General features: G+C 62.4%; 21 protein-coding genes. 4 read left to right on the forward strand and 17 right to left on the reverse strand.

Going from position 1 to position 25,060, the window contains the following annotated elements; translation table 11 throughout:
- Positions 1–129: 129 nt before the first annotated feature.
- From fabZ to OHL11_RS01145, 3 genes are all read right to left on the reverse strand, one after another.
- Positions 130–639, reverse strand: coding sequence for a 3-hydroxyacyl-ACP dehydratase FabZ (gene fabZ, locus OHL11_RS01135; RefSeq protein WP_263369633.1), 510 nt, complete (start codon positions 637–639; stop codon positions 130–132).
- A gap of 84 nt (positions 640–723) precedes the next feature.
- Complete coding sequence (locus OHL11_RS01140; RefSeq protein WP_263369634.1) at positions 724–1,572, reverse strand: hypothetical protein; 849 nt, start codon at positions 1,570–1,572, stop codon at positions 724–726.
- An 18-nt stretch (positions 1,573–1,590) separates the two neighbouring features.
- Entirely contained in the window at positions 1,591–2,556 is a 966-nt protein-coding gene (locus OHL11_RS01145) for an SDR family NAD(P)-dependent oxidoreductase (RefSeq protein WP_263369635.1), read from the reverse strand.
- A 161-nt stretch (positions 2,557–2,717) separates the two neighbouring features.
- On the opposite strand from OHL11_RS01145, the gene OHL11_RS01150 reads away from it, so the two are divergent.
- Complete coding sequence (locus tag OHL11_RS01150; protein ID WP_263369636.1) at positions 2,718–3,113, forward strand: DoxX family protein; 396 nt, start codon at positions 2,718–2,720, stop codon at positions 3,111–3,113.
- Between the two features lie 206 nt (positions 3,114–3,319).
- Here the strand turns inward: OHL11_RS01150 and OHL11_RS01155 are convergent, their stop codons facing one another.
- From OHL11_RS01155 to OHL11_RS01200, 10 genes are all read right to left on the reverse strand, one after another.
- Positions 3,320–3,748, reverse strand: coding sequence for an MmcQ/YjbR family DNA-binding protein (locus tag OHL11_RS01155; RefSeq protein WP_263369637.1), 429 nt, complete (start codon positions 3,746–3,748; stop codon positions 3,320–3,322).
- 12 nt (positions 3,749–3,760) lie between these two features.
- Positions 3,761–4,345, reverse strand: coding sequence for a GNAT family N-acetyltransferase (locus OHL11_RS01160; RefSeq protein WP_263369638.1), 585 nt, complete (start codon positions 4,343–4,345; stop codon positions 3,761–3,763).
- A 91-nt stretch (positions 4,346–4,436) separates the two neighbouring features.
- A complete protein-coding gene (locus OHL11_RS01165; protein WP_263369639.1) occupies positions 4,437–6,443 on the reverse strand; it encodes a transthyretin-like family protein in 2,007 nt (668 codons plus the stop codon).
- A 437-nt stretch (positions 6,444–6,880) separates the two neighbouring features.
- Positions 6,881–8,815 (reverse strand): hypothetical protein, encoded by a 1,935-nt coding sequence (locus OHL11_RS01170; protein WP_263369640.1) that lies wholly within the window; start codon positions 8,813–8,815, stop codon positions 6,881–6,883.
- 430 nt (positions 8,816–9,245) lie between these two features.
- Positions 9,246–10,550: a class I SAM-dependent rRNA methyltransferase gene (locus OHL11_RS01175; protein ID WP_263369641.1), complete on the reverse strand. Its 1,305-nt coding sequence runs from the start codon at positions 10,548–10,550 to the stop codon at positions 9,246–9,248.
- Between the two features lie 465 nt (positions 10,551–11,015).
- On the reverse strand, positions 11,016–12,080 hold the full coding sequence (gene prfA, locus OHL11_RS01180; RefSeq protein WP_263369642.1) for a peptide chain release factor 1: 1,065 nt from the start codon (positions 12,078–12,080) through the stop codon (positions 11,016–11,018).
- A 274-nt stretch (positions 12,081–12,354) separates the two neighbouring features.
- Positions 12,355–12,738: a hypothetical protein gene (locus OHL11_RS01185; RefSeq protein WP_263369643.1), complete on the reverse strand. Its 384-nt coding sequence runs from the start codon at positions 12,736–12,738 to the stop codon at positions 12,355–12,357.
- A 147-nt stretch (positions 12,739–12,885) separates the two neighbouring features.
- Complete coding sequence (locus OHL11_RS01190) at positions 12,886–13,269, reverse strand: hypothetical protein (RefSeq protein ID WP_263369644.1); 384 nt, start codon at positions 13,267–13,269, stop codon at positions 12,886–12,888.
- Positions 13,270–13,373: 104 nt separating this feature from the next.
- Positions 13,374–14,186, reverse strand: a complete 813-nt coding sequence (locus OHL11_RS01195; RefSeq protein ID WP_263369645.1) for a hypothetical protein — start codon at positions 14,184–14,186, stop codon at positions 13,374–13,376.
- Between the two features lie 102 nt (positions 14,187–14,288).
- Positions 14,289–15,317, reverse strand: coding sequence for a carboxypeptidase-like regulatory domain-containing protein (locus tag OHL11_RS01200; RefSeq protein ID WP_263369646.1), 1,029 nt, complete (start codon positions 15,315–15,317; stop codon positions 14,289–14,291).
- A gap of 179 nt (positions 15,318–15,496) precedes the next feature.
- Here OHL11_RS01200 and OHL11_RS01205 point away from each other — a divergent pair, with 179 nt between their 5' ends.
- The gene (locus OHL11_RS01205) at positions 15,497–17,440 is read left to right on the forward strand and encodes an ATP-dependent DNA ligase (RefSeq protein ID WP_263369647.1); all 1,944 of its coding nucleotides are present in this window, start codon (positions 15,497–15,499) and stop codon (positions 17,438–17,440) included.
- Positions 17,441–17,770: 330 nt separating this feature from the next.
- Positions 17,771–18,427, forward strand: coding sequence for a DUF882 domain-containing protein (locus OHL11_RS01210; protein WP_263369648.1), 657 nt, complete (start codon positions 17,771–17,773; stop codon positions 18,425–18,427).
- Positions 18,428–18,694: 267 nt separating this feature from the next.
- Here OHL11_RS01210 and OHL11_RS01215 read toward each other — a convergent pair whose 3' ends face one another.
- Complete coding sequence (locus tag OHL11_RS01215; protein ID WP_263369649.1) at positions 18,695–19,456, reverse strand: hypothetical protein; 762 nt, start codon at positions 19,454–19,456, stop codon at positions 18,695–18,697.
- Positions 19,457–19,668: 212 nt separating this feature from the next.
- Positions 19,669–21,015 (reverse strand): MFS transporter, encoded by a 1,347-nt coding sequence (locus tag OHL11_RS01220; RefSeq protein ID WP_263369650.1) that lies wholly within the window; start codon positions 21,013–21,015, stop codon positions 19,669–19,671.
- Between the two features lie 90 nt (positions 21,016–21,105).
- Here OHL11_RS01220 and murQ point away from each other — a divergent pair, with 90 nt between their 5' ends.
- Entirely contained in the window at positions 21,106–22,020 is a 915-nt protein-coding gene (gene murQ, locus OHL11_RS01225; RefSeq protein WP_263369651.1) for an N-acetylmuramic acid 6-phosphate etherase, read from the forward strand.
- Positions 22,021–22,027: 7 nt separating this feature from the next.
- Here the strand turns inward: murQ and OHL11_RS01230 are convergent, their stop codons facing one another.
- The gene (locus OHL11_RS01230; RefSeq protein WP_263369652.1) at positions 22,028–23,254 is read right to left on the reverse strand and encodes a GGDEF domain-containing protein; all 1,227 of its coding nucleotides are present in this window, start codon (positions 23,252–23,254) and stop codon (positions 22,028–22,030) included.
- A 206-nt stretch (positions 23,255–23,460) separates the two neighbouring features.
- Entirely contained in the window at positions 23,461–24,912 is a 1,452-nt protein-coding gene (locus OHL11_RS01235; protein ID WP_263370462.1) for an RDD family protein, read from the reverse strand.
- Positions 24,913–25,060: the final 148 nt, after the last annotated feature.

The raw sequence follows: 25,060 nt of genomic DNA on the forward strand, positions 1-25,060 counted from the left end.
TCAAACATCGTTGCTGCAGGCTATATCAACAGCAGCAGCGTTGCATCGTTGCGATCGTACCGCCGCGGTGTCATGGTGATGGCGTGTGACCCGACCATGACAGAGCAGCGCAGGCTCATTCAGCCTGCACTATGCCTGCGGCTCTGCAGCCGCTTCCGTCTTGCGCGGGCGCGGCACGAGCTGGCAGGTGATCGTCGCTTCCGAAACCGGCTTGCCGTCGACCGTAATCACGCCGGCCATCTTCACCGCGCGCGAACGCCAGTTCAGCACCGTCACCTCAATGCGAAGCTGATCGCCCGGCGTCACAGGACGGCGGAACTTCGCCTCTTCGATACCGGTGAAAACCATCAGCTTGTCGGCGCGGTCGGGGATCTCGGTGAGCAGCAGCGCGCCGCCGGCCTGCGCCATCGCCTCCACCTGCAGCACGCCCGGCATGATCGGGTAATCCGGAAAGTGGCCGGTGAAGTGCGGCTCGTTCATCGTCACGTTCTTGATGGCCACAATACGCTGCTTGCGCTCCATCTCGACCACGCGGTCGATCAGCAGGAACGGATAGCGATGCGGAAGGATGGACATGATTTCGAGGATGTCCATGGTCTGCTTCTCAGCAGTAATTTCGGGAGTCGTAGATTCGCTCATCACCCGTGAGGATATCAAAGAGTGGTGAGTGGTTAGTAGTTCGCGGGCGCTTCAATCCAAGAACACTAACGGCTCGCCACTGCCCTACTTGACCTTCTTCATCAGCGGGCGATCAGGATCAAACGTGTCGTCCGGCAGCGGCTTTGTGTAGTCAATCTTCGTGAGAAAGCGCTGCGAGACCATGTCGCCGTTCTTCAGGCGCGTGATCGTCATCGGCGTCTGGATGCCGTTGAAGATGTGCCAGTCGTTGAGCTGCTCGGTCCACGTGTCGAAGTCGTGGTACGTTGCGTTGCGGCTCTGGAAGCTGATGCTCATGGGTAAATGCGTGCCTTCGTCGAGATAGATCGACGCGGCATCGTTGTTTGCAGTCAGCAGCGAAATCTTGTCGGCAAGCTTGCGGTCGACGATGTCCGTGCCGTCGTACGTGATGACCAGCCCGGGCTGCGGCAGCCAGTCGAGCACCAGCACATCGAGCGCGTGCGAGCGACGCAGACGATACTCATCGACGACCTCCTTCGGAAGCGCCTTCTTGCCCTTGTACGTGATCTCGAAGCCTTCAGTCGGCGTAAAGACCTCCGCCACATCGCGCTTGCTCGTGGGGATGAAGACGCCCTGCTTGGAGACGATGACTACACGCTGCCCGTAAGGGCGCAGGCGGAAGTATTGCTCGAACTCTGAGACGTAGGGGTTCGGCTGGCCTTTGTAAAAGCTGGCGGCCTTGCCGTACTCCGCCCACGTGTTGCGATGCAGCCATGCATCACCGCCGAGCGCAGCGATCATCTGGTCGAGCAGCTTGCGACCGCGGGCACCGGTCTGGTCGGGCGGGTTCGGCGTCGCCGACGGAATCGCCGAAGCCTGCGCACAGAGATGCGGCGTCATCAGCCACGAAGACGACGCGAAAGCCACAGCCAATACCAGACGACGAAGACGCATGAACACTCCGAAGAACAACTACCCGACAAGAACCGCGCCACCGTTCACGTTGAAGATCTCGCCCGAGATGAACCCCGCCCACTTCGTGCAAAGGAACAGGATCGGTCCGGCGATCTCCTCCGGCGTGGCCGCGCGGCCCAGCGGGATAAAGCTCAATGCTTTCTTGGACGCGATCGGGTCGGCAAGAGTTCCAGCTGACATCTCCGTCACCACCCAGCCCGGCGCGACGCAGTTGGCGAGGATGCCCTTCGGGGCCAACTCGCTGGAGAGGCTCTTGGTCAGCGAGATCAGCGCGCCCTTGCTGGTCGCGTAGTCGGCGTGGAAGGCCTCGCCGCGCTGCGCGGCCGTGGACGCGACCAGCACGATGTGGCCGAGCGGGCCGGTGCTGTGCGGCGTCTCGTAAGCGGGCCAGCGAATGTCATCCGAGTACACGCGCTCTTCAAGCAGCTCCGACGCATCGGCGTCGTCCTGCGCGAGCGTGGAGGGCTTTGCAAGGCCGGTGCCGAAGCGCTCTTCGCCGAGCTCGGTCGTGGGGTCGTGCTGCTCCTTGCCCGCGCGCGAGAGCATGTGCGCCGTAGCAGCCTGGACCAGGCCAAAGACGCTGTCGAGGTTGATCCCCATGGTGTCGCGCCACTGCTTCAGGCTCATCGACTCGATCGGCTGGTCATGCGGCGGCCAGATGCCGTGGTTCACGATGAGGTTATCGACGCGCCCGAAAGCCGTGATCGCCGCGTGCACGAGCGCGTGGCCGTCGGCGACGCTGCAAAGCTCCTGCTGCACGGCGAGGCAGTAGTCGCTACCGCCGCACTCCTTCACCAACTCTTCGGCCTCGGCCACGCGCAGGCGGTACGAGAACACCACACGCGCTCCTGCCTGACGAAACAACCGCACCGTCGCCGCGCCAATGCCGCGCGAGCCGCCGGAGATCAACGCGACCTTACCTTCAAGAGAAAACGAAACGCCCGAGAGCTTCGATCCATCCATGTCTATTGCAGTTTCCCTCTGCGAAATTCTGCTTGATGCAGACGATGCGCGTCCTTCACACTGGCTCGAAGTTCTCACGGCCAGACATCAAAGCGTTCCGGTTCTTTTATCTCACGCTCCACGATCCCACGCGCAATGCAGCGCGGAAAGCGAGCCCCACCATGAAGATCGTTACCCTGATTTGCCGCATCCTGCTCGGAGCGGCGTTTGTCTTCTTCGGAGCGAACATCCTGCATCCGTTCATGCCCATGCACGCGCCGCCGCCGGACTCGCTTCCCGGTCACTATCAGATCGCGATGAGCACCGGCTGGATGAAGGTCGTCGGCGCAGGTCAACTGATCGGCGGCGTGCTCGTGCTGATCGGCGGAACACTGCCGCTGGGGCTTTGCATTCTGTGCCCCATCACGGTGAACATCCTCTGCTTCCACCTCTTTCTCACCGGCGGCAAGATGATCGGCCCGGGCATCCTGTGCGCGGTGCTGGAGCTCGTGCTGATCTACGCGTATCGCGAAAGCTTCGCCGGCATTTTCAGCACCAGTGAACGCCCCACGGGATAGGGTTCTTCGCTTTCCCACATCTGCTGCGCAGATATGGGGCACCCGACATTTGCGCAGGTAAGAACCGGGTGCCCCAGGTCTCGGCCCACCACGAACCGGTGCCAGTAGCTCACCACGAACCGGGTGCTCGTAGTCCACCACGAACCGGGTGCCCCAGGTCTCGACTTTGAGACCTGGGTTTGCAGGATGCATCAGGAAGCCAATATCTACCCCTTCGCCGAGACCTTCGCTTCGCGTTCACGGATCAGCTTCTGCTGCTCCTTCGCCGGGAGCTCCAGCCAGCCCTTCACGCGCTTCGGCAGCTTCTCGTAGATGATCGCGTGCGCGGCCGTGAACTCTTCGCGCCACTCACTGTCGCGCAACGCGTTCCACTGTCTGCTTGCGACCCAGTGCGCCCGCGCGAGATAGCGGGCCGGGAAGACATCCTCGCGCTCCACCAGTTCATGAAAGCGCTCCGGCCCTGCGGCAAAGCACGCCACGCCGTGCGACATCTCACCGGCGAGATCGACCAGCGCGAACATCTTGCCACCCAGCCGCTTGTCTCCGACCCAGTAGACGAGGTTGTCGCCCCATTGCATCGTCTCCACCACATGCGGCAACGTCAGCAGAAACTCGCGTGCGCGCTCAGCGTTCATCGCATCCCCTCGTTACAGTGGCCGCGCCAGAATGTAATCGCTGCACTGCTGGGCACCGACCTGAAACGTGCGCGTACCCACAATCTCAAACCCGTTGCGACGATAGAAACGCACCGCGCGCTCATTGCCCGCGTGCGTGCCCAACAGCAGGCGCTTAGCGCCCATCGCCCGCGCATCCGCGACCGCCGCATCCATCAGCGCCTGCGACGCTTTCACGCCCTCGACGAGGTGCGAACGAAAGCGCGAGAAGAGATAGATCCGCTTCAGCTCGATGTCGTCCGCGGTCGTTTCGATGGAAGGTGTGTCAGGTGCCGTGAGCATCGCGTAACCCACCGGCGCGTCGATGCCCGAGACAGCGAGCGTGATCTGCGTGGTCGGCTTCGCGAGGTAGGCCGCATACTTTTCGCGTGTGTGTTGCTCAGCGCAGAAGGCGACGATGTCCGCGCCGGGCAGCATCCACGTGAAGGCTTCGAGGAAGGTCGCACCGCCCAGCAGTGCGAGCGCGGCGGCATCGTCGTGCGTGGCGCGGCGCAGCGTCACTACCTCAGCGTCGGTTGAAGCAAAGCCTGTCGGAGTCGCGGTAGAAACAGCTTCCATATCGAGCTTGAGTTTACTCGTTCCGCTTCAAAGGCGAACGGACCGCATGGGCTGACATGCGGTCCATCCGTGTTGCCACGCTGCTGACGAGTTACTTCGTCGGCAACGAGGTAAACGCTCCCGACTGCGTCACCGCGCTGTAAGGCGTGACGACCGGGCTGGCTACACCGATGACCTCGGTGAGCGTGTAGGAGCTCGCCGTGCAGCCGGTGGTCGTGCATCCAGCGTTGCTCATCCACACGTTGCCGCTGCCGTCGATCGCCAGCGCATAGGGTGCGCTCGCGGTACCGCCGTAGAGCGTGCCGTGCTTGTACGCGCTGGAGGTAATGGCCGTGTAGTTCGGCGTGTTGTTGCTGCTGAGCGAAAGCTGCAGGGTGCTCAGCGAACCGTCACCGCTGTTCGCAATCCAGAGCTGGCTGCTGCTGTCGATCGCGATCGACGTCGGTGCGTTCATGCCGATCGAGTAGGCCGTGCAGTTACCCGCGCGATAGGTGCAGAGCGTCGCCGAGTTGCTCATCGTCAGCAGGTAGTCCCACTGATTGTTGTTGATGTAATAGAGTGCCAGACCGCTGGCCATGCAGTTTGTGCCGGACTGCGTGTAGAGGTTCGCGCTGCCGCTGTAGCTGCTCGTCGAGGGGCTGCCGCCGAGGTTGTACTCGCCGTAGCAGGTGTTGCTGGCATATCCGCCTGCGCCGATAAAGCCGTAGTCCGCACCCGAACCCGCGAAGCCCATGTAAGCCATAGGGGTCGATGTCCACGCCTGGTTGGTCACGCGCTTTGTGCTGGTGCCGCCCTGCAGCAGCACGTAGTTGTACGACGAGCCGCTGCTAACGCCGGAGAAGGCCACATCGCCGCTGTAGTCCACGAACATCGCACCGGTCGCCGAGACCGTCGTGCCATCGCCCACGGCATACTTGGTTCCTGTGCTGGTAGGCGAAAGTACCGGTGTGCCGGCGATGATGCCCGCCGAGGTGTCGTTGCCGAACACATAGGAGTTGCTGTCATTGTCGATGACAACGGTCTCCGGGTGCGTCAGCGACGTGGCGTAGGGACCGTGGAAGGTCTGGTCATCGGGATCGAAGTACGCCAGGCCATGCGCGGTTGACTTGTTCGTCGGGAACCACACACTGCCCGAAGCATCGACAGCGATCGTCGTTGCCGTACCTGGGTTTACGCCAAGGCCGAACGAGGACGAGGTGTACGAGATCGCCACTGTCCAGTCGTTGGGTGCCACCGTGAGGCCCGTGAACGGCGCAGTCGTGGTCGCGAGATTGTAGAGGCTCGACACGTTCTTATACGGGTAGAGCGCCATCATCAGCGCAGCCTGCAGCGTGTTGTACGGGCGCGTCGTAGCGCCGGTCGCGTTCGTGTAGTTGAAGAGCTTGCCGCAGTTGGTGGTCGTCTCGGTGTTCGAGGTCTGCCCCGAGGTGTTGATGCAAGCAGCGAGCGTGTTGGCGATTGAGTTGATCTTCGCTGCTTCCGTCGTCACGGTCACGCCGTTGGTCGTATGCGTAGCCACGGTCTGGCCGGTCGCCTTGTAGATCATTGCGGGAATCGTGTTGTTCATCGCCGAAACGAGGCCGGCGTTGAACGTGCCGCTCGCGCAGCTCGTGCAGGTCGCGCCGATCTGTGGCGTGGCCGAGGAACCCAGCGACGGCGTGATGTACGGTGCCAGCGCGATCGCTGCAGCGGCCGTCGAAACTTCGTTCAGCACCAGATAGCTCGAACGTCCTGCCGTGCAAGGACCGATGACGGCCAGCAGCATGATATTCGCGTTCGTACCCGCGCCGGCGTTGCCGCTCTGGCCCGTCAGGTACATCGGCGCATTCGCGCTCGTGCAGGTGTAAGCGTTCGACGCAAAGCTGAAGTTGCCGCTGCTGTCCGTGGTCGTGCTCGCCATCTTGGTAGCGCCAGCGCCGTAGCCGCTGGTACCGACCTGCCACACCGTGATAGTGGAGTTTGCGATGGGTTGTTGGCCGCCCATGAAGACACCTTCAATGGCGGAATTACCGGTTGGCACAGCATCGTTCGAGAAGCCGCAGCCGGTAAGCAGGAGAGAGAAACCCAGGAGAAAAATCGAGAGAGCGGTACGGAACATGATCAGCCTTCAGTTCCCAAAACGTGCAGGGAGAAATCGTTCGCTCTGAGGCGAACTTCCTCTACGGTCGCGGAGTTTTGAGGGCTGATCTATGCAACGGACGCGCGGGCCGATCCACGTCAGTAATCAAGTGGCTAATAGCGTTCTGACACTGGGCCAAAGCACTTCGGAGTCGCTCTGCATTGTTTTCAAGCACTTAGCAAAAGTATCTTGCCACGAAAGTAATCACATCCAATCAGCGCGCTCTGGCAAGGTAACCACGCTTTCACGCCGCTGGACACCTTCCGATAATCGTCCAGCAGCATCAAAAAAGTGACGCCACATCGTATTTCTTGAAGGAATTTATCGATTCCACCGTAGCTCCCTCGGCTCTAGCGAGATCGGCAAAGGGTACGCGAGGGGCAGTTACGCCCTTTTGCGGACCCTTCCCCGACTGGTTACCGGGTGGGGGAGGTGCTGAAGGCCGCGGTCGCCGCCATCGTGCTGTATGGCGTGACCACCGGCGTCGCGACTCCCACCACCTCCGTGAGCGTGTACGCGCCCGCCGAGCAGCCGGTCGTCGTGCAGCCCGCGTTGCTCATCCAGACGTTGCCGCTGGCGTCGATCGCCACGGAATACGGGGTGGTTGCCGTCCCGCCGTAACTTTTTCCATGCTGGTAGGAGCTCGAGGTCACGGCGGAGTACGTCGTCTGGTTGCTGCTGCTCAGCGACATCTGCAACACGCTCAGCGAGGCGTCGCCGCTGTTCGCAATCCAGAGACGATTGCTGCCGTCCACGGCCACTCCCATCGGAGCATTCAGCCCGATGTTGTACGACGCGCAACCCCCGGTGCGATAGCTGCAGATCATGTTGGCGGAGCTCGACGACGAGAGATAGTCGTACGAACTGGCACTGTTGTAGAGCAGCGCAACACCACCTGAAGAGCAGCTGCCGAAGAGCACCGAATACGTCATCGCCAGGCTTGAGACGACACTCCCCAGGTTCAAGGGGCTGCCGCCGATGATGTATTGCAGGTAGCAGTTCCCGATCAGCCCCAGCAGACTCGTACCCGAGCCGGTGCCGACGACCCAGCCGTAATCTGCGATGCTGCCCGCGAAGCCGATCGTGGACGTGGGCGTGACGCTGAAGGCCGAAGTACTCGCGCGCTGCATCGACGATCCTCCCGCGAGCATGACGTAGTTGTACGCCGCGCTGCTATTCACGCCGGAGACCGACACGTTCCCGCCGTTGTCGACAAAGAGCGGGCCCGTCGCGGAGATCGAAGTGCTGTCGCCGACGCCATAGCTCGTGCCCGCACCCGGCGAGTCCACCGGTGTGCTGGCGATGCGTGCAGCGCTGCCGTCGTTCGCAAAGACGCTCGCCGTGCTCTTGTTGTCCACCGCCACATACTGCGGATGCGTGGCGGCCGTGGCGTACGGCCCGTGAAAGCTCTGGCTCGACGGATCGAAGTAGCCGACGCCATGGGCGGAGCTCTTGTTCGTCGGGAACCACACGCTGCCATAAGCATCGACGCTGATCGACGAGCTCGTGCCCGCATCAACGCCCAGCCCGAAGGCCGTCGAGGCGTAGCCGATCGCGACCGTCCAATCATTCGGTGTGGAGCTCAGACCCACGAACGGGGCCGTGGTGGTCGCGAGGTTATACAGGTTCGTCACGTTGTTGTACGGATAGCGCGCCATCATCAGCGCAGCCTGCCAGGTGTTGTAGGGCCGGGTCGAGGCGCTCGTCGCGTTCGTGTAGCTGAAGAGCTTGCCGCAGTTAGTCCTCGTCTCGGTCGTCGAAGTCTGCCCGCTCGAGTTCACACACGCGGCCAGCGTGTTGGCGATCGAGTTGATCTTCGCTGCCTCGGTCGTCACCGTGAGGCTGCCGACAGTGTGAGTAGCCACAGTCTGGCCCGTCGCCGGATAGATCAGCGCAGGGATCGTCTCGTTCATCGCAGCGACCAGGCCGGCGTTGAAGACACCGCTGGCGCAGCCCGAGCAGGTCGCGCCGATGAGAGGCGTGGCGCCGGAGCCCAGCGCGGTGCTCGCAAACGGAGCAAGCGCAACCGCCGCAGCCGCCGTAGAGACCTCATTCACCACGAAGTAGCTCGACCGCGCCGCTGTGCACGGACCGATCACCGCAAGGATCATCTCGTTCACGTTCGTGCCAGCGCCTGCGTCTCCGCCCTGGCTGGTGATGTACATCGGCGCGTTGTCACTGGTGCAGGTATACGCGTTGGCCGCGAAGCTGAAGCTGCCGGTGCTGTCGGTCGTTGTGGTCGCCATCTTAGTGGCGCCCGCTCCGTAGCCGCTGGTACCCACCTGCCAGACCGCAATGGTCGCGCCAGTGATCGGCTGCTGGCCGCCCATGACGCGCCCCTCAAAGGGCATATTGGCTGACGCTACCGGGTCGCTCGAAAACCCGCATCCGGACAAGACAGACACGGCGATCCCGAGCAGAAAAAGTGGAAGAGAACGCAACATGGTTCCCACCTTCCTGCGAGATATGAGATTGTTCGGGGGGCCCTGTGAGAACCACTCTCTCGCACACCGACACATCCGCGATATAGCTACTCCGCACCATGGCGGGAACTATCGGTAACCACCGCGCAGGCTTGGAAGCTATTGATTTGTCAGGTTTTGTAAGGAAGTGTCGTGCCCATAACGGGAACGCAAAGGGTCAATGCAACGAGGAATGACGCGCGCGGCAGGGTTATCTGCGGACGGGGCGCGAGTTAGTGGATTTTGCCACCAAAATGAAAAATCCGCCCGGAAGTGTGGGCGGATCAAACAGGAATCATGTCGTGATACAGCCAAGTAACTAGCTGACGCGCAAAATGAGTGACTTAAGATAAACCGACTCCGGATGAGAAAGTACTTCCGGATGATCTGGGGCCGCTCCACGCACCTCGAGTATCTGTACACGCCGACGAGCGTCCGCCGCAGCGGCCGTCACGGTCGCTACAAAGTCCTGCAGAGAGACGTGGTGCGAGCAGGAGTTCGTGATCAGCGTGCCGCCCGCGTTGAGCAGGCGCATGGCGCGCAGGTTCAGCTCCTTGTAGCCACGCATCGCACCTTCGGCAGCTCGCTTGCTCTTCGCAAACGCCGGAGGATCCAGCACGATCGCGTCAAAACCCGTATCGACATCCAGCGGAAGCTGCGGGTTCTTGGGATCCGGGCGGTTATGCGCGATGTCAAAGGCGCGCAGCAGCTCGAACGCATCGGCCTCGATCCAGTCCACGCGGCCGGTCAGCTCCGGGTTGATGGAGAGGTTCCAGTCCGCCGTTTCCAGCGCCGCAAGCGACTGATCGACACCGGTCACGCGCTCGCAGACCGTGGCCAGATGCAGCGCAAAGCCGCCGTGATACGTGCAGACATCAAGAGCGCGTGTCGTCTTGCCGCTGGCTTTTACGCGAGCAGCAGCAGCCGCGTAATTCAAGCGCTGGTCGAGAAAAGCGCCGGTCTTCTGTGAAGCTGCGATCGAGTAGTGGAAGTTCAGGCCGTTCAGCACGAACTTCGTCGCGTTCGGCTTGTCCTCGGCGTTGGTATAGAGCAGGCCTTCGTTCGGCGGGTCGCTCAACTGCTCGAGCTCGCGGATCTTCGGGTCAGGCCGCTCCCAGATGGTGAGCGTGGAGCCGTCGACCTCGAGATGGCGGCGCAGCGCGGCGACGACGACCGCGCGGACATCATCCTGCGCGGTGCCCTGCGTCAACAACTGCAGCAGAACGAGATCGTTATAGCGGTCGGCGATGATGCCGGGCGTGTCGTCGGCCTCAGAAAACAGCAGGCGCTGCGCGTTGGTCGCATCGCTCATCGGAGCGTCCTGCGCGCGGCGCGCAAAGGCCGCATCGATACGCTCGCTCAGCTCGTCGAGATATTGCTCCCGCGAGATCGGCTCTGCCGCGTGCGAGACGAGACGACCAATAATCTGCGAGGTGGAGGAGAAAAGGGCGGTGCCGAGCGGCGCCTGGCGCGCATCGACGACCTGTACCAGGGAGCCCGGACGGGGTGCCTCTTCAGGCAGCGTAGCGTCCGAGCGGTACATCCAAAGGTGCCCCGCGCGCAGTCGGTCTGCGGCGCGGCGCGTGATTTTCAGTTGCGGAAGGGAAACGGTTTCAATACTCACTGGCCATTCCAGTGTACCGGCCAGCGAGCACGCACTAGCGGTTCTTTTGCTGTGCGGCCACCTTGTTGCAACGCTCGGTCATGGCGCGCGCGACGGTGGTTGAAACGGTGACCGGGGGCATCTTCAGAAGGCCTGAAGCGATAAGTCGGGGGGATTGCGTAAAGAAAGCCATACAAAAACCTCAGCGAAAGGTGGAATGGGGGCCCGAACGCCTATGTTGGCGTTTTTGTTACGCAATGATAGAAAGCCCCACTCGTGCTCGTCCGGCTGACTTGCTTGCAGGCTAGAAACCGTACTTATCCAGCTGTATAGAAGACGCAGTGGATGCGCTGCTGGATGTCCTTTTTTGAGAAACTTTCGGTAACCGAAATAAGTGGGTACTCGCGTAATCCATGCCATCCACGAGCAAAACGAAAGGGACACCCGCTTCGGATGTCCCTTTTGCTGTTTCGTTTTCTGCGACCTTTATGCGGCGCTTTCGGCCTTCAAACGCTCGGCCGTATCGTGCGCAATGAGCGCGTCGACCGTCGGCTGCAGCAGGCCTTCCATCACCATGGCGAGCTGATGATTGGTCAGACCGATGCGGTGATCGGTGAGGCGGTTCTGCGGGAAGTTATAGGTGCGAATCTTCTCCGAGCGGTCGCCCGAGCCGACCTGCGACTTACGCGCCGCGGCCTGAATCTGGTGCAGACGCTCCTGCTCGACCTCATAGAGGCGGGCACGGAGTACGCGCATTGCCTTTTCGCGGTTCTTGATCTGCGACTTTTCATCCTGGCAGCTTACGACCGTGTTCGTCGGCAGATGCGTGATGCGGATCGCCGAGTAGGTCGTGTTTACCGACTGTCCGCCGGGGCCCGACGAGCAGAAGGTATCGACGCGCAGGTCCTTGTTTTCAATCTTGATGTCGACTTCTTCGGCTTCCGGCAGCACGGCAACGGTGATCGCCGAGGTGTGCACGCGGCCCTGCGTTTCTGTGGCCGGAACGCGCTGCACGCGGTGTACGCCCGACTCATACTTCATCTGCGAGTAGACCTTGTCGCCTTCGAAGATGGCCGTGACTTCCTTCAGGCCACCCACGTCGCTCGGCGATTCGGAGAGCACTTCCACCTTCCAGCGGTGCTGTTCGGCGAAGCGAAGGTACATGCGGAAGACCTCTGCGGCAAAGAGCGAAGCCTCATCGCCGCCGGTGCCGGCGCGGACTTCGATGACGATGTTCTTGTCGTCATTCGGGTCCTTGGGCAGCAGCAGCACCTTCAGCTCTTCTTCCACGATGGGCAGCTTCGGCTCGAGCTCGGCGAGTTCCATCTCGGCCATCTCGCGCATGTCGGCGTCTTCAAGCATCGCCTTCGCGTCTTCAATGGCCTGCTTCACGCGGCGGAACTCGCGGAACTTCTCGACGGTGGGTTCTAGATCGCGGTGCTGCTTGGCGGTCTGCTGAAACTTCTTCTGGTCAGAAAGCAGAGCGGGGTCGCCGAGCTGGCGGCCGAGGTCTTCGTAGCGTTCTTCGAGTTGATCAAGCTTGTCAAACATTTTGGAGGGTCCAGGTTCCAGGGCCCAAGGCCCAGGGATTTTTGTACTGCAGATTGGAAAGAAAGAGGGGTGCGCGCAGGGTTGAGCGCAGCTAGGCAAAATCGCGGCGCAGAGCCACGAGGGAGAGGATCACCGGATTTGCCGTGCGCAAACGCATCACTCCTTTGATGGTAACGCGTCTGCCGAGGATTCAGACGACGATCGGGTGCCCGCCGGTCTCGATTTTCGAGACGCGATGGTGCAGCATGCATCGTGTAACCGGAATGGCTCGCGCCTACCGCGTTTCCGCAGGACACCCCTGCACGGAGTTGCCGACGGAGCGTACAGAGAAGCTCGGGCTATCACCATTGGGCAAGCGGAGCACGTAGTTATCTGCCGCGTCGTAGTCCTTTTCGCGCTTGTCACGCTCCACTTGGAATGCCTTGTAGTCTCCGGGCTTCAGCAGGAGGAAGCCCGTGGAATACCCGGACCATTCCTCACACTGTCCGCCCACGAGCACCACCAGGCGCATTTCGATGCGCGTGTGATCGCTAACGAGAGTGGACCCCAACACGTGCACCGGGAGGTTATAGCTTGCGGGGTTCTTCTTGTCCGGGCCGGAGCCATACGCAAGCAGTGGAGCGGCGAACATCAGCGTAGGGAGAATGGAGCTCAGCATCTTCATGCAGACACAGACGCACGCGCGCTCGAAGAGTCGCGCGTGCGCGTGAAGATTTCAAACCAGACCATGACCCGGGTGCCCCAGGTCTCGCTCCTGAGACCTGGTTCGCGGGATGCTCAAGACGATTTGAGTCTACCGATGGATCTAGCGTTCGACCGGCGCCGGTACCGACTCACCGATGGCCGTGACGAAGAACATCTCGTTCGAGCCATCCGGCAGCAGGATGCGGTAACGCTGGCCTGCGTCGTAGGGCTTGCCCGACTTCGCGCGCTCCAGCGGAAACGCCTTGTACTCACCGAGCTTCAGCAGCTTGGAGCCGTTGCCGACCCACACCTGACGGTCGCCGTTGACGACCACGATCAGACGCTCGATGAAGTTGTTGCGGTAATCGACGGCCGAGCCGACGACGTTGATGGAAGTGGTGTAGCTGGCGGGGTCACGCTTGTCTGGGTCAGCAGCCCGGGCAATGCTCGAAACCGGCAGCAGGAGGAAGAAGCAAAGAACTGGAAAAACGCGAAAGGACTTCAAAGAAACACTCCTTCTAGGGAGCTTTTATTTTTTGTATGGAGCTCAACGAGGGTTGACTACAAAGGTACCCGCAGTTTCGCGCAGATTCAACAGTACTTTTGGCCTTATCGCGGCTTCAGCGGAGCCGGTGAATTTTCCTCGGGAACTTCTTCACCGGGCAGAAGCCGAATGCTCGTGGTGAAGAGCTTGCACTCGGTAAACTTCACGTCTTCGCGCAGCGTGTCCTTGCCTTCAACACGCTCGCTTTCGAGCCGCTGCGCGAGACGATAGCTCTTTTCGCCCAGCTGCACTGTACCCATATCGACCGCTGCAAACGGCACGGGCCAGTCCTCGGACTCCACCGGAGGAATCGCGCGCTCGACATGCATGACCTGACCGGCGTCATCGAAAACAATGAGGCCTTCCGTGCCGGGAAAGTTGCCGCAAGCCAGGTTGAACGGTCGCCGCGAATGAAACACGATGCGGTGTGCGTCCCTGGGGTCGAGTTCGTAGTGATAGCAGGGCTGATACTGCGCGGAGCCGTAGGTGAGTACGCGCGTGAACGCATCATGCACGTTGTACGGCAGCGACGAATGCTTGTTCGCGGGCTTGCCGTTCACCGTGACGAGGTTCTGCGTCTCTTCGATGCGGCCATCGGGCAAGCGGACGGCACGAATGGTCGCGGTGAAGGCGACCTCCTTGCGGACCTCGTCGTTTCGCAGCACCTGCGAGACGCCTTCTTCCTTGCAGGTGAAGCTGGGCAAGTCAGCACGGAGCGCATGAGCCTGGTCGGCAACCTGCTGTAAGCGCGTGGCAAGGGGCTGGTCGTACAGCTCCGGTTGAGGCAGGTGCGCGAGTTGCTCGGCGGTCGGGGTCGTCTCCTGCGCAGAGGCAGCGAGCGTGCAAGCGAAGAGAGCCAGAGGAAGAAGTGCGCGCATGTCTGAATCCTAGTCCCTGCCCTTTGGACGCATCCTCATGACGAAGAGTCTGGGCGCGAAACTCCCGACCCTGAACCCTGGCATTGAATCCCGCCCCGGCCTCTACGGCTGCAGTTGCTTGCTGGCTTCCTTCGAAGGCTTGCCGTGGCCGTACTTCGGGATGCCCGATGAGATGCGCGGCAGGATGAACTCGCGCACGAGGTTCACCGCGGCCGTGCCGCCGATGCCGATCACGGTGTTGCGCGCGGCCAGGCCCCAGGCGTTGGTGCTATCGGGGTGGTACGTGCGCGAGATGACGCCGGCCGAGAAGTTGCCGAGCAGATGCGAGTAGTTCACCTGCGTGTGACCGCTGTTGCCGCGGCAGAAGAGGCCGGAGGCGATCGCGTGCACGGCGCGGTCCTTGTTCGACGAGCCAGGCCCCATATAGAAGTAGCGCGGGTCCTGGCGGAAGATCGCCGGGAAGACCGCATAGCCGAGCATGCGGCCGATGAAGGCATCGCCGTAGGCCGCGCCGTAGCGCTTGCCGAAGCCTGCCGCATCGCCGCCGTACTCGGGGAAGGTGTTGTTGCCCTGCTCGATGCCCGCGACGATGCCCGCGGTCAGGAACGCCGCCGGGTCGGTCACGGCCTTCAGGCTGAGGTGGAACTTCTGGCGCGCATTCAGCGGCGCCGCGTTCCAGACATAGCTCGTGTTGAAGTTCGGGAAGATCGCCAGCACGCGCTGCTTCTCTTCGTCGTGCATCTCCTGCTCGGCGATCTGCTCGACGGTCATGCTCACGGTGACGTCTGCATGGGCCGAAGCGACGGCCAGCACGATCCCCTGCTCGATGACGCGATCGCCGGGCTTCATCACGACCTTGCCGTCCTCGAACGGTCGCAGGTCGGGCGCGAAAACGCGCAGCGTCCAGGTGCCGGGCGTGACGCCCTTGATCTCAAAGTGTCCTGCGGAGTCGGCCTTGGCCTCGATCTTCTCTGCCACCTTGCTGTTGTCGGTCAGCACGGCGATCGCGTTCGGGACAAGGTTGTTGTCCACGTCAATGACGTCGCCTTCGACGATGCCATGCGGCTGCGGTGCAGAGGGCAGCGCGGGCGTTTGCCCCGAGACGGCGGCAACGCTGGCAAGCAAGAGCACGAAGCAGGAGCCTGAAAGTCTTGAAAGGAACACAGTGAAATGTAGGATGCAGCTTTTCGTGCAGTTTGGCAAAACGTCTTTCGATCGCCTCTTTGACGCCGCTGGAACGGACCGTCCACCGAATGCGCCCGATGGGAAGCGTCCGCAGACGACGCACCACGCATCCCATAACTGCAGCCATGGGAAGCGCACGGTTTCACGAAGTCTCACAACTCGCGGAAGCGTTGTCGAAAGAGGCCAGCCGCCTGAAGAAGCGCGCAGCGATCGCCGAGGCGATGCTGCGCGTGCACAACGGAGGCGGCGATGAGAGCCTTGCGCTCTTCACGCGCTACCTTGCCGGAGAGCCCTTCGCTGAAGCCGACGCACGCAAGCTGAACGCCGGCGGCGCGATCCTTTCGCGCGTGGTGAAGAAGGTTTCCGGCGCGAACGATGCGATGCTCACCGCTGCCTATCGCAAGCACGGCGACCTTGGCGCAGCGGCGTTTGATCTGTTGCAGGGCGAAGCGCCGAGCGAGGCCGGGTTGACGCTGGCAGCGGTGGACGCGGCATTCGATGCGATGGCAACAGCGCGCTCGACAGCGATGCGGGAAGCGGCGCTGGAAGCTCTGCTCTCGCAGGCCACCGCGCTCGAGGCGAAGTATCTGCTGAAGCTGATGCTCGGCGACATGCGCATCGGCGTGAAGGCGAGCCTTGTCGAAGAAGCCGTGGCTGAGGCCGCTACGCAGGCAGATCGCGCGACCACGCCAGCCGAGGTACGCCATGCCGTGATGCTCGAAGCCGACCTCGGCTGCGCGGCGGTGATGGCCTTCCGTGGAACGCTGCATGAAGCGCGCATGAGGCTGTTTCATCCGCTCGGCTTCATGCTGGCCTCACCGGTCGAGACGCCGGAGGAAGCGGTCGAGCGCTTCACCGCGAAGCCCAAAGCCGCGCCGGAACCGAAGAAGCGCAAGGGTAGGAAGGCGGACGACCTGATCGCCGACGACAGCGCCGAGGAGGCGCTTGCCGAAGCCGTCGAGGCCGAGGCCGCAGAGACCGCACCGGACGCCGAGACCGATACGCCGGGCATTCACGCGCTGCTCGAAGACAAGTTCGACGGCATGCGTGCGCAGCTTCATTTCGGCGACCCCGCGCAACCCGGTCGTGTCGCGCTCTACTCGCGCAATCGCGAAGACATCACCGAGAGCTTCCCCGAACTGGTCGAGGCGTTCGCGCAGGCAGATTCGACCGGTGCCACGATTCTCGATGGAGAAATTCTTGGCTGGGATTTCGCCACGGGCAAAGCGCTCCCCTTTGCTACGCTCGGCCAGCGCATCGGCCGCAAGCGCATCACCAACGAAACGCGGACGCGCATTCCGGTGGTCTTCATGGCCTTCGACGTGATGTTCGCGCACGACGAACTCGTGCTGCCGAAGCCGCTGCGCGAGCGCCGCGAGCTGCTCGAGTCACTCGCCGCACAGCTGATCCCGCAAGCGACCTCTCCGCTGGAGCTCGACGCGGCCGTGGTGCCTGGCGGGCTCTTCGCGGCAACCGTGGGCGACGACGCGAGGGAGCGTCTGCTGCTTTCCCATGCGGTCGAGGTCGAATCCGCCGACGCGATCGACCGCGCCTACACCGATGCCCGCAACCGCGCTAATGAAGGCGTGATGATCAAGGCCGCGAACTCGGCGTACCTGCCCGGGCGTCGAGGACTGGCGTGGGTGAAACTGAAGCGCACGCTGCCGACGCTGGACGTAGTGATCACCGGAGCGGAGTTCGGACACGGTCGCCGCGCAGGCGTGCTGAGCGACTACACCTTCGCCGTGCGCAACGCCGAGGGGGAGCTGGAGAACGTCGGCAAGGCGTACTCCGGCGTCACCGACGCCGAGATCGCCGAGCTGACCGAGTGGCTGCAGGCGCACACGCTCACCGATCACGGGCACTTCCGCACGGTGGAACCGCTGCGCGTGTTGGAGGTCGCCTTCAATAACGTGATGCGCTCGGAGCGGCATTCCTCCGGGTTCGCGCTGCGCTTCCCTCGCATCATTCGCCTGCGCGACGACAAGCCGGTCTCCGAAATCGATACGGTCGAGCGCGTCGAGGAGATCTTCCAGATGCAGCCGGACAAAGTCGCCGACGAAGAATAGCCATCCGAGGATGCCGGGTTCTACAGACCGGGTGCCCCAGGTCTCGCTTCTGAGACATGGGTTTGCAGGATAGGTCAGCGCACCTCAGCATCTCGCTCTCCCACACCTACTGCGCAGATAAGGGGCAGCCGGCCTCGGTCGCCCGCCATCCGGCTTCGGCACGCCAAGCGCCTGCGTGCGGATGTTTGACAATGACAAAACGATGACGCTCAGCCCCAGGCAACCCGAAATCCGACAGGTAAAATAGAGAAAGCCAAATGAGAAATCGCAATCGCGATTCCGAGCGTGGCGAATGCAGCAGATTCTCGACCGACTGGAGCTCCACGGATTTTGAATTTTCCCTCCCGGCCCGCTTTCTCTCTGTTTGCCACGAAGTTTCTCGCAGCTTTCACGCTTTTCGGCTCGCTCACCCTTGCCAGCGGTTGTGGCATCGAGCGCCACACCGAAGCGATGACCGCCACCGCCGCCGTTGAGCCTTCGCCCGAAGGCCAGAAGTACGAACTCCGTCTGCACCATCTCCACACCGGCGAGAGCATCGACGTCGTTTACCGCATTGGCGATGCGTACGTGCCAGCGGCGATTGATGAGCTGAACCACTTCCTTCGCGATCACCGCACGGAAGCCGCCAGCCACTACGATCCCAAGGAGTTCGACACGCTGCACGCCGTGCTGGCGAAGCTGAACCGTCCGGACGCGACGATCGATATCGTCTGCGGCTACCGCACGCCCTGGTCGAATAACTTCCTGCGCACCCGCGGCGGGCATGTGAAGCCGAAGGTGACCGGCGTGGCTGAGCACTCGCAGCACATGCTGGCGAAGGCCATCGATATCCGCGTTCCCGGCGTGAACACGCGCACCCTGCGCGATGCCGCGCTGAGCCTGCACGCCGGCGGCGTAGGCTACTACCCGACCAGCCAGTTCGTGCACGTGGACGTCGGCCCGGTGCGCCAGTGGAGCTTTGGCGGACGCCACTCGCGCGAAGGTTAAACGGCCTCGTATTGAAACAAGAACGCCCTGCTGCGATGCAGGGCATTCTTGTCTTGCGCAGTAAGAACGGGTGCCCCAGGTCTCGCGTTTGAGACCTGGGGTTGCAGGATGCTCGCGGAGATTGGTGGTCTCCCACCCGTCCGCATGAAGCCGCGTACGGATGGGGCACCCGGCAGTATGGGTTGTGATGACCGACCCCTGAAGAAGCCGTGGACTCCCAGGTCTCAGAAGCGAGACCTGGGGCACCCGTTCGTGCAGAGCACGAAACTACTTGCCAGGCGTGATCTTCACGGCCTTGCCGTTCTTGAAGTCGATGTCGATGGGATGGCCCATGTTGTCGTAGGTCACGGTGCGGTCGCCGATCGTGTCGCCATGCGGATCGATCACCTGGCCGATGGACAACATGCACTCGTTCTCCGTCATGCCGACGGCGACCTCATGCTTTTCGATGTGCGCCCAGACCTCCGGGCCCCAGTGTTTGTAAAGCGTGTGCGGATCGTCGTAGAAGAAGATCTCGTCGCTCAGGAACTCATACGCTCCATCCACGTAGTGCCCGATGGACATGGCGTAAAGCTGCTTCGGGTCTGCGCTCTTCGGCATGGTGAACGCCATGAGCACGTGCTTGGAGCCGGCGGAGATGCGCGAGACGGCACGACCGCTCGCAGGCGCCACCTGCTCGAAGATGTCCTTCACTTCGAGCGGCTCCGCGCCGCGCAGCGTGCCGACGCGCTTGGTCCAGTCGACGTGCTTGCCGGTGTCCTTGTAGTAGTCCATCTGATCAGCGGCGGAGATCCACACGGTCTTGCCGATCAGTTCGCGTTCGTCCTTCAGCGAGTCGGGGTGCTGCTTCTTGAGGAAGACGTCATCGTCCGCGGTGAGCTTGCGGCTGGGGCCGGGCTGGTTGTAGGCCGCAGCGGTGGGGGCGTTTTCGTCCACGGCGCGCTTGTGCTTGATGTACGCAACCTCGATGCCGGTGGCCAACACGAGCGCGGCTACCGAAGCCAGCGCAAACTTCACTCCATTCGTCATGCTGTGTCGTTCTCCTCAAAGCGTGGGATGCAGAGTGCGCGGCGCACGGTCGCATCGGTGGTGACACAAGGCTATCGCATGAAGGAAGGACGATGCGGGGGAGGACTCTCGGATGGGCCCGACGGTGGCTCAGAGATCAGAAATAAGAGATAAGAGATAAGAGATAAGAGATTGTTCGTGCTGATCTCTTATTTCTTATCTCTCATCTCTCGCTAATTAATCGGCTCTGTCGTGGCGAACTGCTCTTCGGCGCGCTTCAGGTCGTCGGCCGTCAGGCGGTCGACGCTGCGCAGCGCCGGGAAGAACACGGCCCACAGGCCCACGATCGACAGGCTGGCAATGCCGCCGAAGATCACCGCGCGCACCGCGCCCCACCAGTGTGCTGTGAGACCGCTCTCATACTCGCCGAGTTCGTTCGACGCGCCCAGGAAGAGCATGTTCACCGCCGACACGCGGCCACGCATCTCCGCAGGTGTGGCGAGTTGCAGGATGCTGCCGCGCACCACCATGCTCACCATGTCAAACGCACCGAGCAGAAAGAGTGCACAGCAGCTCAGCGGGATCGAACGGCTGATGCCGAAGATGATCGTGGCCAGCGCGAAGATCGTGACGCTCCACAGCATCTTCTTGCCCGCCTGCCGTTGCAGCGGACGCATCGACAGATAAAGCGACATACCCAGCGCGCCGAGGCTCGGCATCGCACGCAGCAGGCCCAGCGTTGTGGCCTGGCCGTGCAGTACCTGCTCGGCGTAGATGGGCAGCAACGACGTTGCGCCGCCGAAGAGTACCGCGAAAAGATCGAGCGAGATGGAGCCGAGCAGCAGACGCGTGCTCAATACGTAGCGCAGGCCGTCGAGCGCGGAGTCCAGCGAGAAGCCGCGCTTCTCTGCGGCCTCGCGCGGATGCACGAACGAGATGCAGACCATGAAGAGCACGAACGCCGCTAAGGCCACGCAGTACACGATCGGCGCGCCCTGCAGGCGACCGATTGCGGGGATCCACCTCGCCAGCGGCAAGGTGAAGAGAATGCCGCCAACCATCGGGCCAAGCATGTTTGCGGTCTTGAAGATGCTCGCGTTCCAGGTGACCGCGTTGAGGAAGTGCTCCTTCGGCACCAGGAGCGGCAGCAACGACTGCTGCGCAGGGCCGGCAAACGAACGGCCCGTACCGATGAGAAAGAGGAAGCCGTACACCGGCCAGACACTGCTGACGCCGCGCAGCGTGAGCCAGAGCAGACCGGCGCTCGCGAGGATCTGCGCGAGGTAGCAGATCAGCAACACGCGGCGGCGGTCAAAGAGATCGGAAACATGGCCCGCGGGCAGCACAAACAACATACCCGGCAGGAAGAGCGCGAGGCCCGTGTAGCCGAGCGCCAGCGCGGAGTGCGTGAGCTGGTACACATGCCACGCGACGGCAACGGCCTGCGCCTCTGCGCCGGTGGTGCCGATAAAGCGTGCCAGCGCCAGCGAGCGGAACTCGCCATACTGCCAGGCGACCATCGAGTTGCGCGTAACCGTTTTGGATTCAGCCGTGGGGGGAGGACTACCAGCTTCTGCCATAGCCTCTATCGTCCCACACTTATCGCTTTGCGACGGTGCAGGACAACCGTACGTTGCCCGCTCCCGCAGCTTGCGCGAAGATGAATGCTGATGAGTAAGCCTCTGGAAGACCTCGCCTCACTGACCACCGAACAGCGCAACCCGCGCTCGCTGCATCTCGACGACATGCCGACGAGCGAGATGCTCAACGTCATCAACGATGAGGACGCGACCGTTGCCGGCATCGTGCGTGGACAGATCCCGCAGATCGCCCGCGCCATCGACGGGATGGCCGAGCGCATGAATCGCGGCGGCAGAATCTTCTACATCGGCGCAGGCACCAGCGGACGCCTCGGTGTGCTCGACGCCAGCGAGTGCCCGCCGACCTTCTCCGTTCCTGCCGATCTCGTGCAGGGCATCATCGCAGGCGGCGACAGCGCGCTGCGGCTTTCCAGCGAGCATTCAGAAGATTCGCGCGAGCAAGGCGCGCAGGAGTTGCAGAACGCAGGCTTCGCCATCGACGGCAAGCCGGACACCTTGCTCGGCATCGCCGCCAGCGGACGCACGCCCTACGTGCTCGGCGCAATGGAATATGCGCGCAGCAAAGGCGGTCTCGTACTCGGACTGAGCTGTGTGGCAAACTCGCCGGTCGCACAGGCTGCAGATATCGCGATCACGCCCGTCACCGGCCCCGAGGTCGTCACCGGGTCCACGCGCATGAAGGCGGGCACAGCGACGAAGCTCGTGTTGAACATGCTCTCCACCGGCGTGATGGTGCGCACCGGCGCAACCTACGGCAACCTGATGGTGAACGTGCGCGCGACGAACGCGAAACTTGTCGATCGCGCCGAACGCATCGTGGCCGAAGCGACGGGTGCCAGCAGCGAAGAGGCTGCAGAAGCCCTGCGCGCGGCGGGGATGATCGTAAAGACCGCGATCGTCATGCTGCAGCGCAAGCTCACGCGCGAAGACGCCGAAGCGGCCCTGGCAAAGGCGCACGGTGTATTGCGTGACGTGCTGGGCTAGGGGCTGATCAGAGCGAAAGGCCGCCGCGGAAGATGCGGTTCCAGGCCGAGGTCTCTCCCGCTGCGGGCAGCGGAGCGGTGGTGTCCGACGAAACGACCACGCAGTTGCGCCCCCGCGACTTCGCTCCGTAGAGCGCGGCGTCGGCGCGCTGCAACAGGTCGTGCCACACGACCTCGCCGGGCAGCAACAGGCTTACGCCGATCGAAGCCGTGATCGTGATGCGATTGGCGCCGCTGTAGAGCTCGAGGCTTTCAATCAACTCGCGTAGGCCGTCGGCCTTATCTTTCGCGCGCTCGAGGTCGCAGTTCTCCAGCAGGACCGCGAACTCCTCGCCACCGATGCGCGCGGCGAGCTTCTCGTTCGATAACGCGCCTCGCAGCGCTCCTCCGACGAGCTTCAACGACTGATCGCCACAGCTATGACCCCAGCGATCGTTCAGAGCCTTGAAGTCATCGAGGTCGATCATCAACAGCGCGAGCGACTGGTCTCGCGTTACCGCGTGGTCGACTGAAATCTGCGCCTGTTCTTCGAAAGCGCGGCGGTTATGCAGCCCGGTGAGCACATCGCGACGCGTCTCCTCGAGCAGGCGCGTGTTGTTGTCCATCACATAGAGCGAAACGAAGCTGAGCTGGAGTGCAAGCGAGCAAACCGTTGCCGCGGAGCGCAGGAAGTCCAGCAGCCACATCGTGTACGGCGTCAGCGCTCCCAGCTTGATCACCGGGAAAAGCATGAGCAGAATCGCCAGCATCACTACGATCACGGCGGAAATGCGGGTGGTCTTGCGCAGCGCACGTACGCGCGGACGCCAGAACATCCAACCGCACCACAGCAGAATGGCGCAGGTCACTCCACGCAGCAGCGCAAAGATAGGGAATGCCGCCTTCCCCGGCACCAGCAGCGCGAGGCCACACACACCCAACAACAGCAACACCTTCATGCGAGCGTGACGCACAGGGCGACGCTCACAGAACCAGTACACCCCGATCGACATCAGCGCATACGAGAGCAACACCCAGGCCGAGATGCGGACATCCCAGATCGGCGACTCATTGCGCGCATGCCACAGCCGAAACGTCGTCGACGTGAGCAGCATGAACGAGGATGCCGAGAACCACTTCATCCCGCGCGCACGCCGGTCTACGCAGGCAATGATGCCTACGGCGAGCGCAAAAACGAGATTGATGGTGGAAGCTGCGAGAAACAGATGCAGCGGGTCCAGTTGCCACGAGCGCATTCGACACCTGTGTATCCCGGAGTCGCGTGCAAGTGACCGGAGGGAAGAGTTCTCCAAGACGGAGACATAAGTGATGCAGTGCTACTCATCCTACGACAGCTAGGCCGGGATGCGACATGAAATGACACAGGAATTCAAAGATATCGAAAGTGGGTATCTCTTCCGGGAAAAGAGAAGAAGCCGGATATCTCTGTAGCTCGAAAGAACTAGTAGGCGCGGCGATACATGCGCGAGATGCGATCGTGCCAGCCGAGGCGGTCACCATCCATCAACACCCATGCAAAACCCAGCCCCAGCGGACAGGCCGCCAGCAGATTGGCGCCAATACGGCGACGAATCGCCTTGCGCGACGGATAGTCGTCGCCAAAGGTGCAGAGAGCGATACGTGCGTAGCGCATACCGGGCGTTGCGTCCGTAAAGGTCGAAAAAAGGAACTGATAGCCGAGGTAGAAAACCGCGAGAACAACCGCAGAAAATCCCGCCAGCAGAGTAGGCTTCAACTCCGTCAGACTAGGTCCAACAAAGTAGCTGACCATACCGGCGAAGAGTACAAAACTCGTCGCAATGTAGAGTGCGTCTACCGCAACGGCCATCGCGCGGCGCTCCAGCGAAGCCGGCTGCGGCTGAAAGGTCAACTGCGCCTGAGCTTCTTCGGGCGTGTGCTGCGGCATGGGCGCGGCGCTGTCCAGCACGACGCTCTGCCATTCGGCAGCACCATGCCAGTCGCGCACCGGCTCCGGCTCGTACGAAACCTGCTCGGCTTCTACCTCGAAGATGCGAAGCTGCGGCTCGGCCGGCGACTCGTCGACCAGCGGCCCTTCTGCCAGACGCGGGCGTGCCTTGCGCGGCGCAATCAACTGGCGCGGAAACTCGATGATGTTGGCCGGGATCGGCGTGGCGTCCAGTGTCATCGGAGCGAACTCCGGTGCCTGACGGAAGGCGATCTCGTCTTCGAGGTCAGCGAGTTCGTCGGTGTCTTGCTCGACGACATGCTGAATGCGCGCGCCTTCAAACTTCTGCTGCGCCAGGCCCTCGTGCATCTTCACCGATACGCCCGGAACCGGCTTGTGCGGCTGCGGCTCAGGAGCCAGCTCGACGATCGACAGCCCCGTCGGCTCGGCGATCAGTTCCCTCGCACCCAGCACGATGTCAGCCAGCTCATGCGCGAGTTCGCTGCGCACCTCCGCGCGCGTCGGCTCAGGAGCAGCTTCCATCACCCGTCGCGGCGACTCCACGAGCATCGGCTCAGGGCGATCGTCATAGGTGGCCAGCTCGTCCAGCAGCTTCTGCTGGGCTTCGGCGACGGCGCGCATGGTGCGGGCAGCCACTTCCGCTTCGGCCTGCGCCTGCTGCAGCGCACGCTCGGCTTCGGCGGCGAGAAATTCACGGTAGCTCTGGCTCTGCTGATAGCGGGCAGCGACGGCGTCGCGCACCTTGGAGGCGCCACGACGGCTTTCCTTGCGGGTCTGCTCGGCCTGCGCCATCGCGCGGGCTTCGCGAGCCTCAATGGAGGCCTGCTCGGCGGCGCGGCGATTGCGGTGAGCGGCCAGACGTTCGGCCACGGCGGATTTCAGCGGACTTGCCGCTCCACCTTCCGTGCCGGTACGCAAATATTGGCTTTCGTCGGCCATCTCTTCGCGCTGCGCTGCTCCGCCCATGCTCACCTGTGTGCTCCCTAGCCCGCTTGTCCCACCGCGTTGGTGCGCGATGGGCTAATCTCAATCAGTGGTCCGTTTGCTTCCAACTTTGCCTTCGAGTGCACGTCGCGTCAGCGGTCGTCGCCTCGTCTCAAACGGAGTGCTGTTC

This window comes from Granulicella cerasi, assembly GCF_025685575.1.
Classification (GTDB): Bacteria; Acidobacteriota; Terriglobia; order Terriglobales; family Acidobacteriaceae; genus Granulicella; species Granulicella cerasi.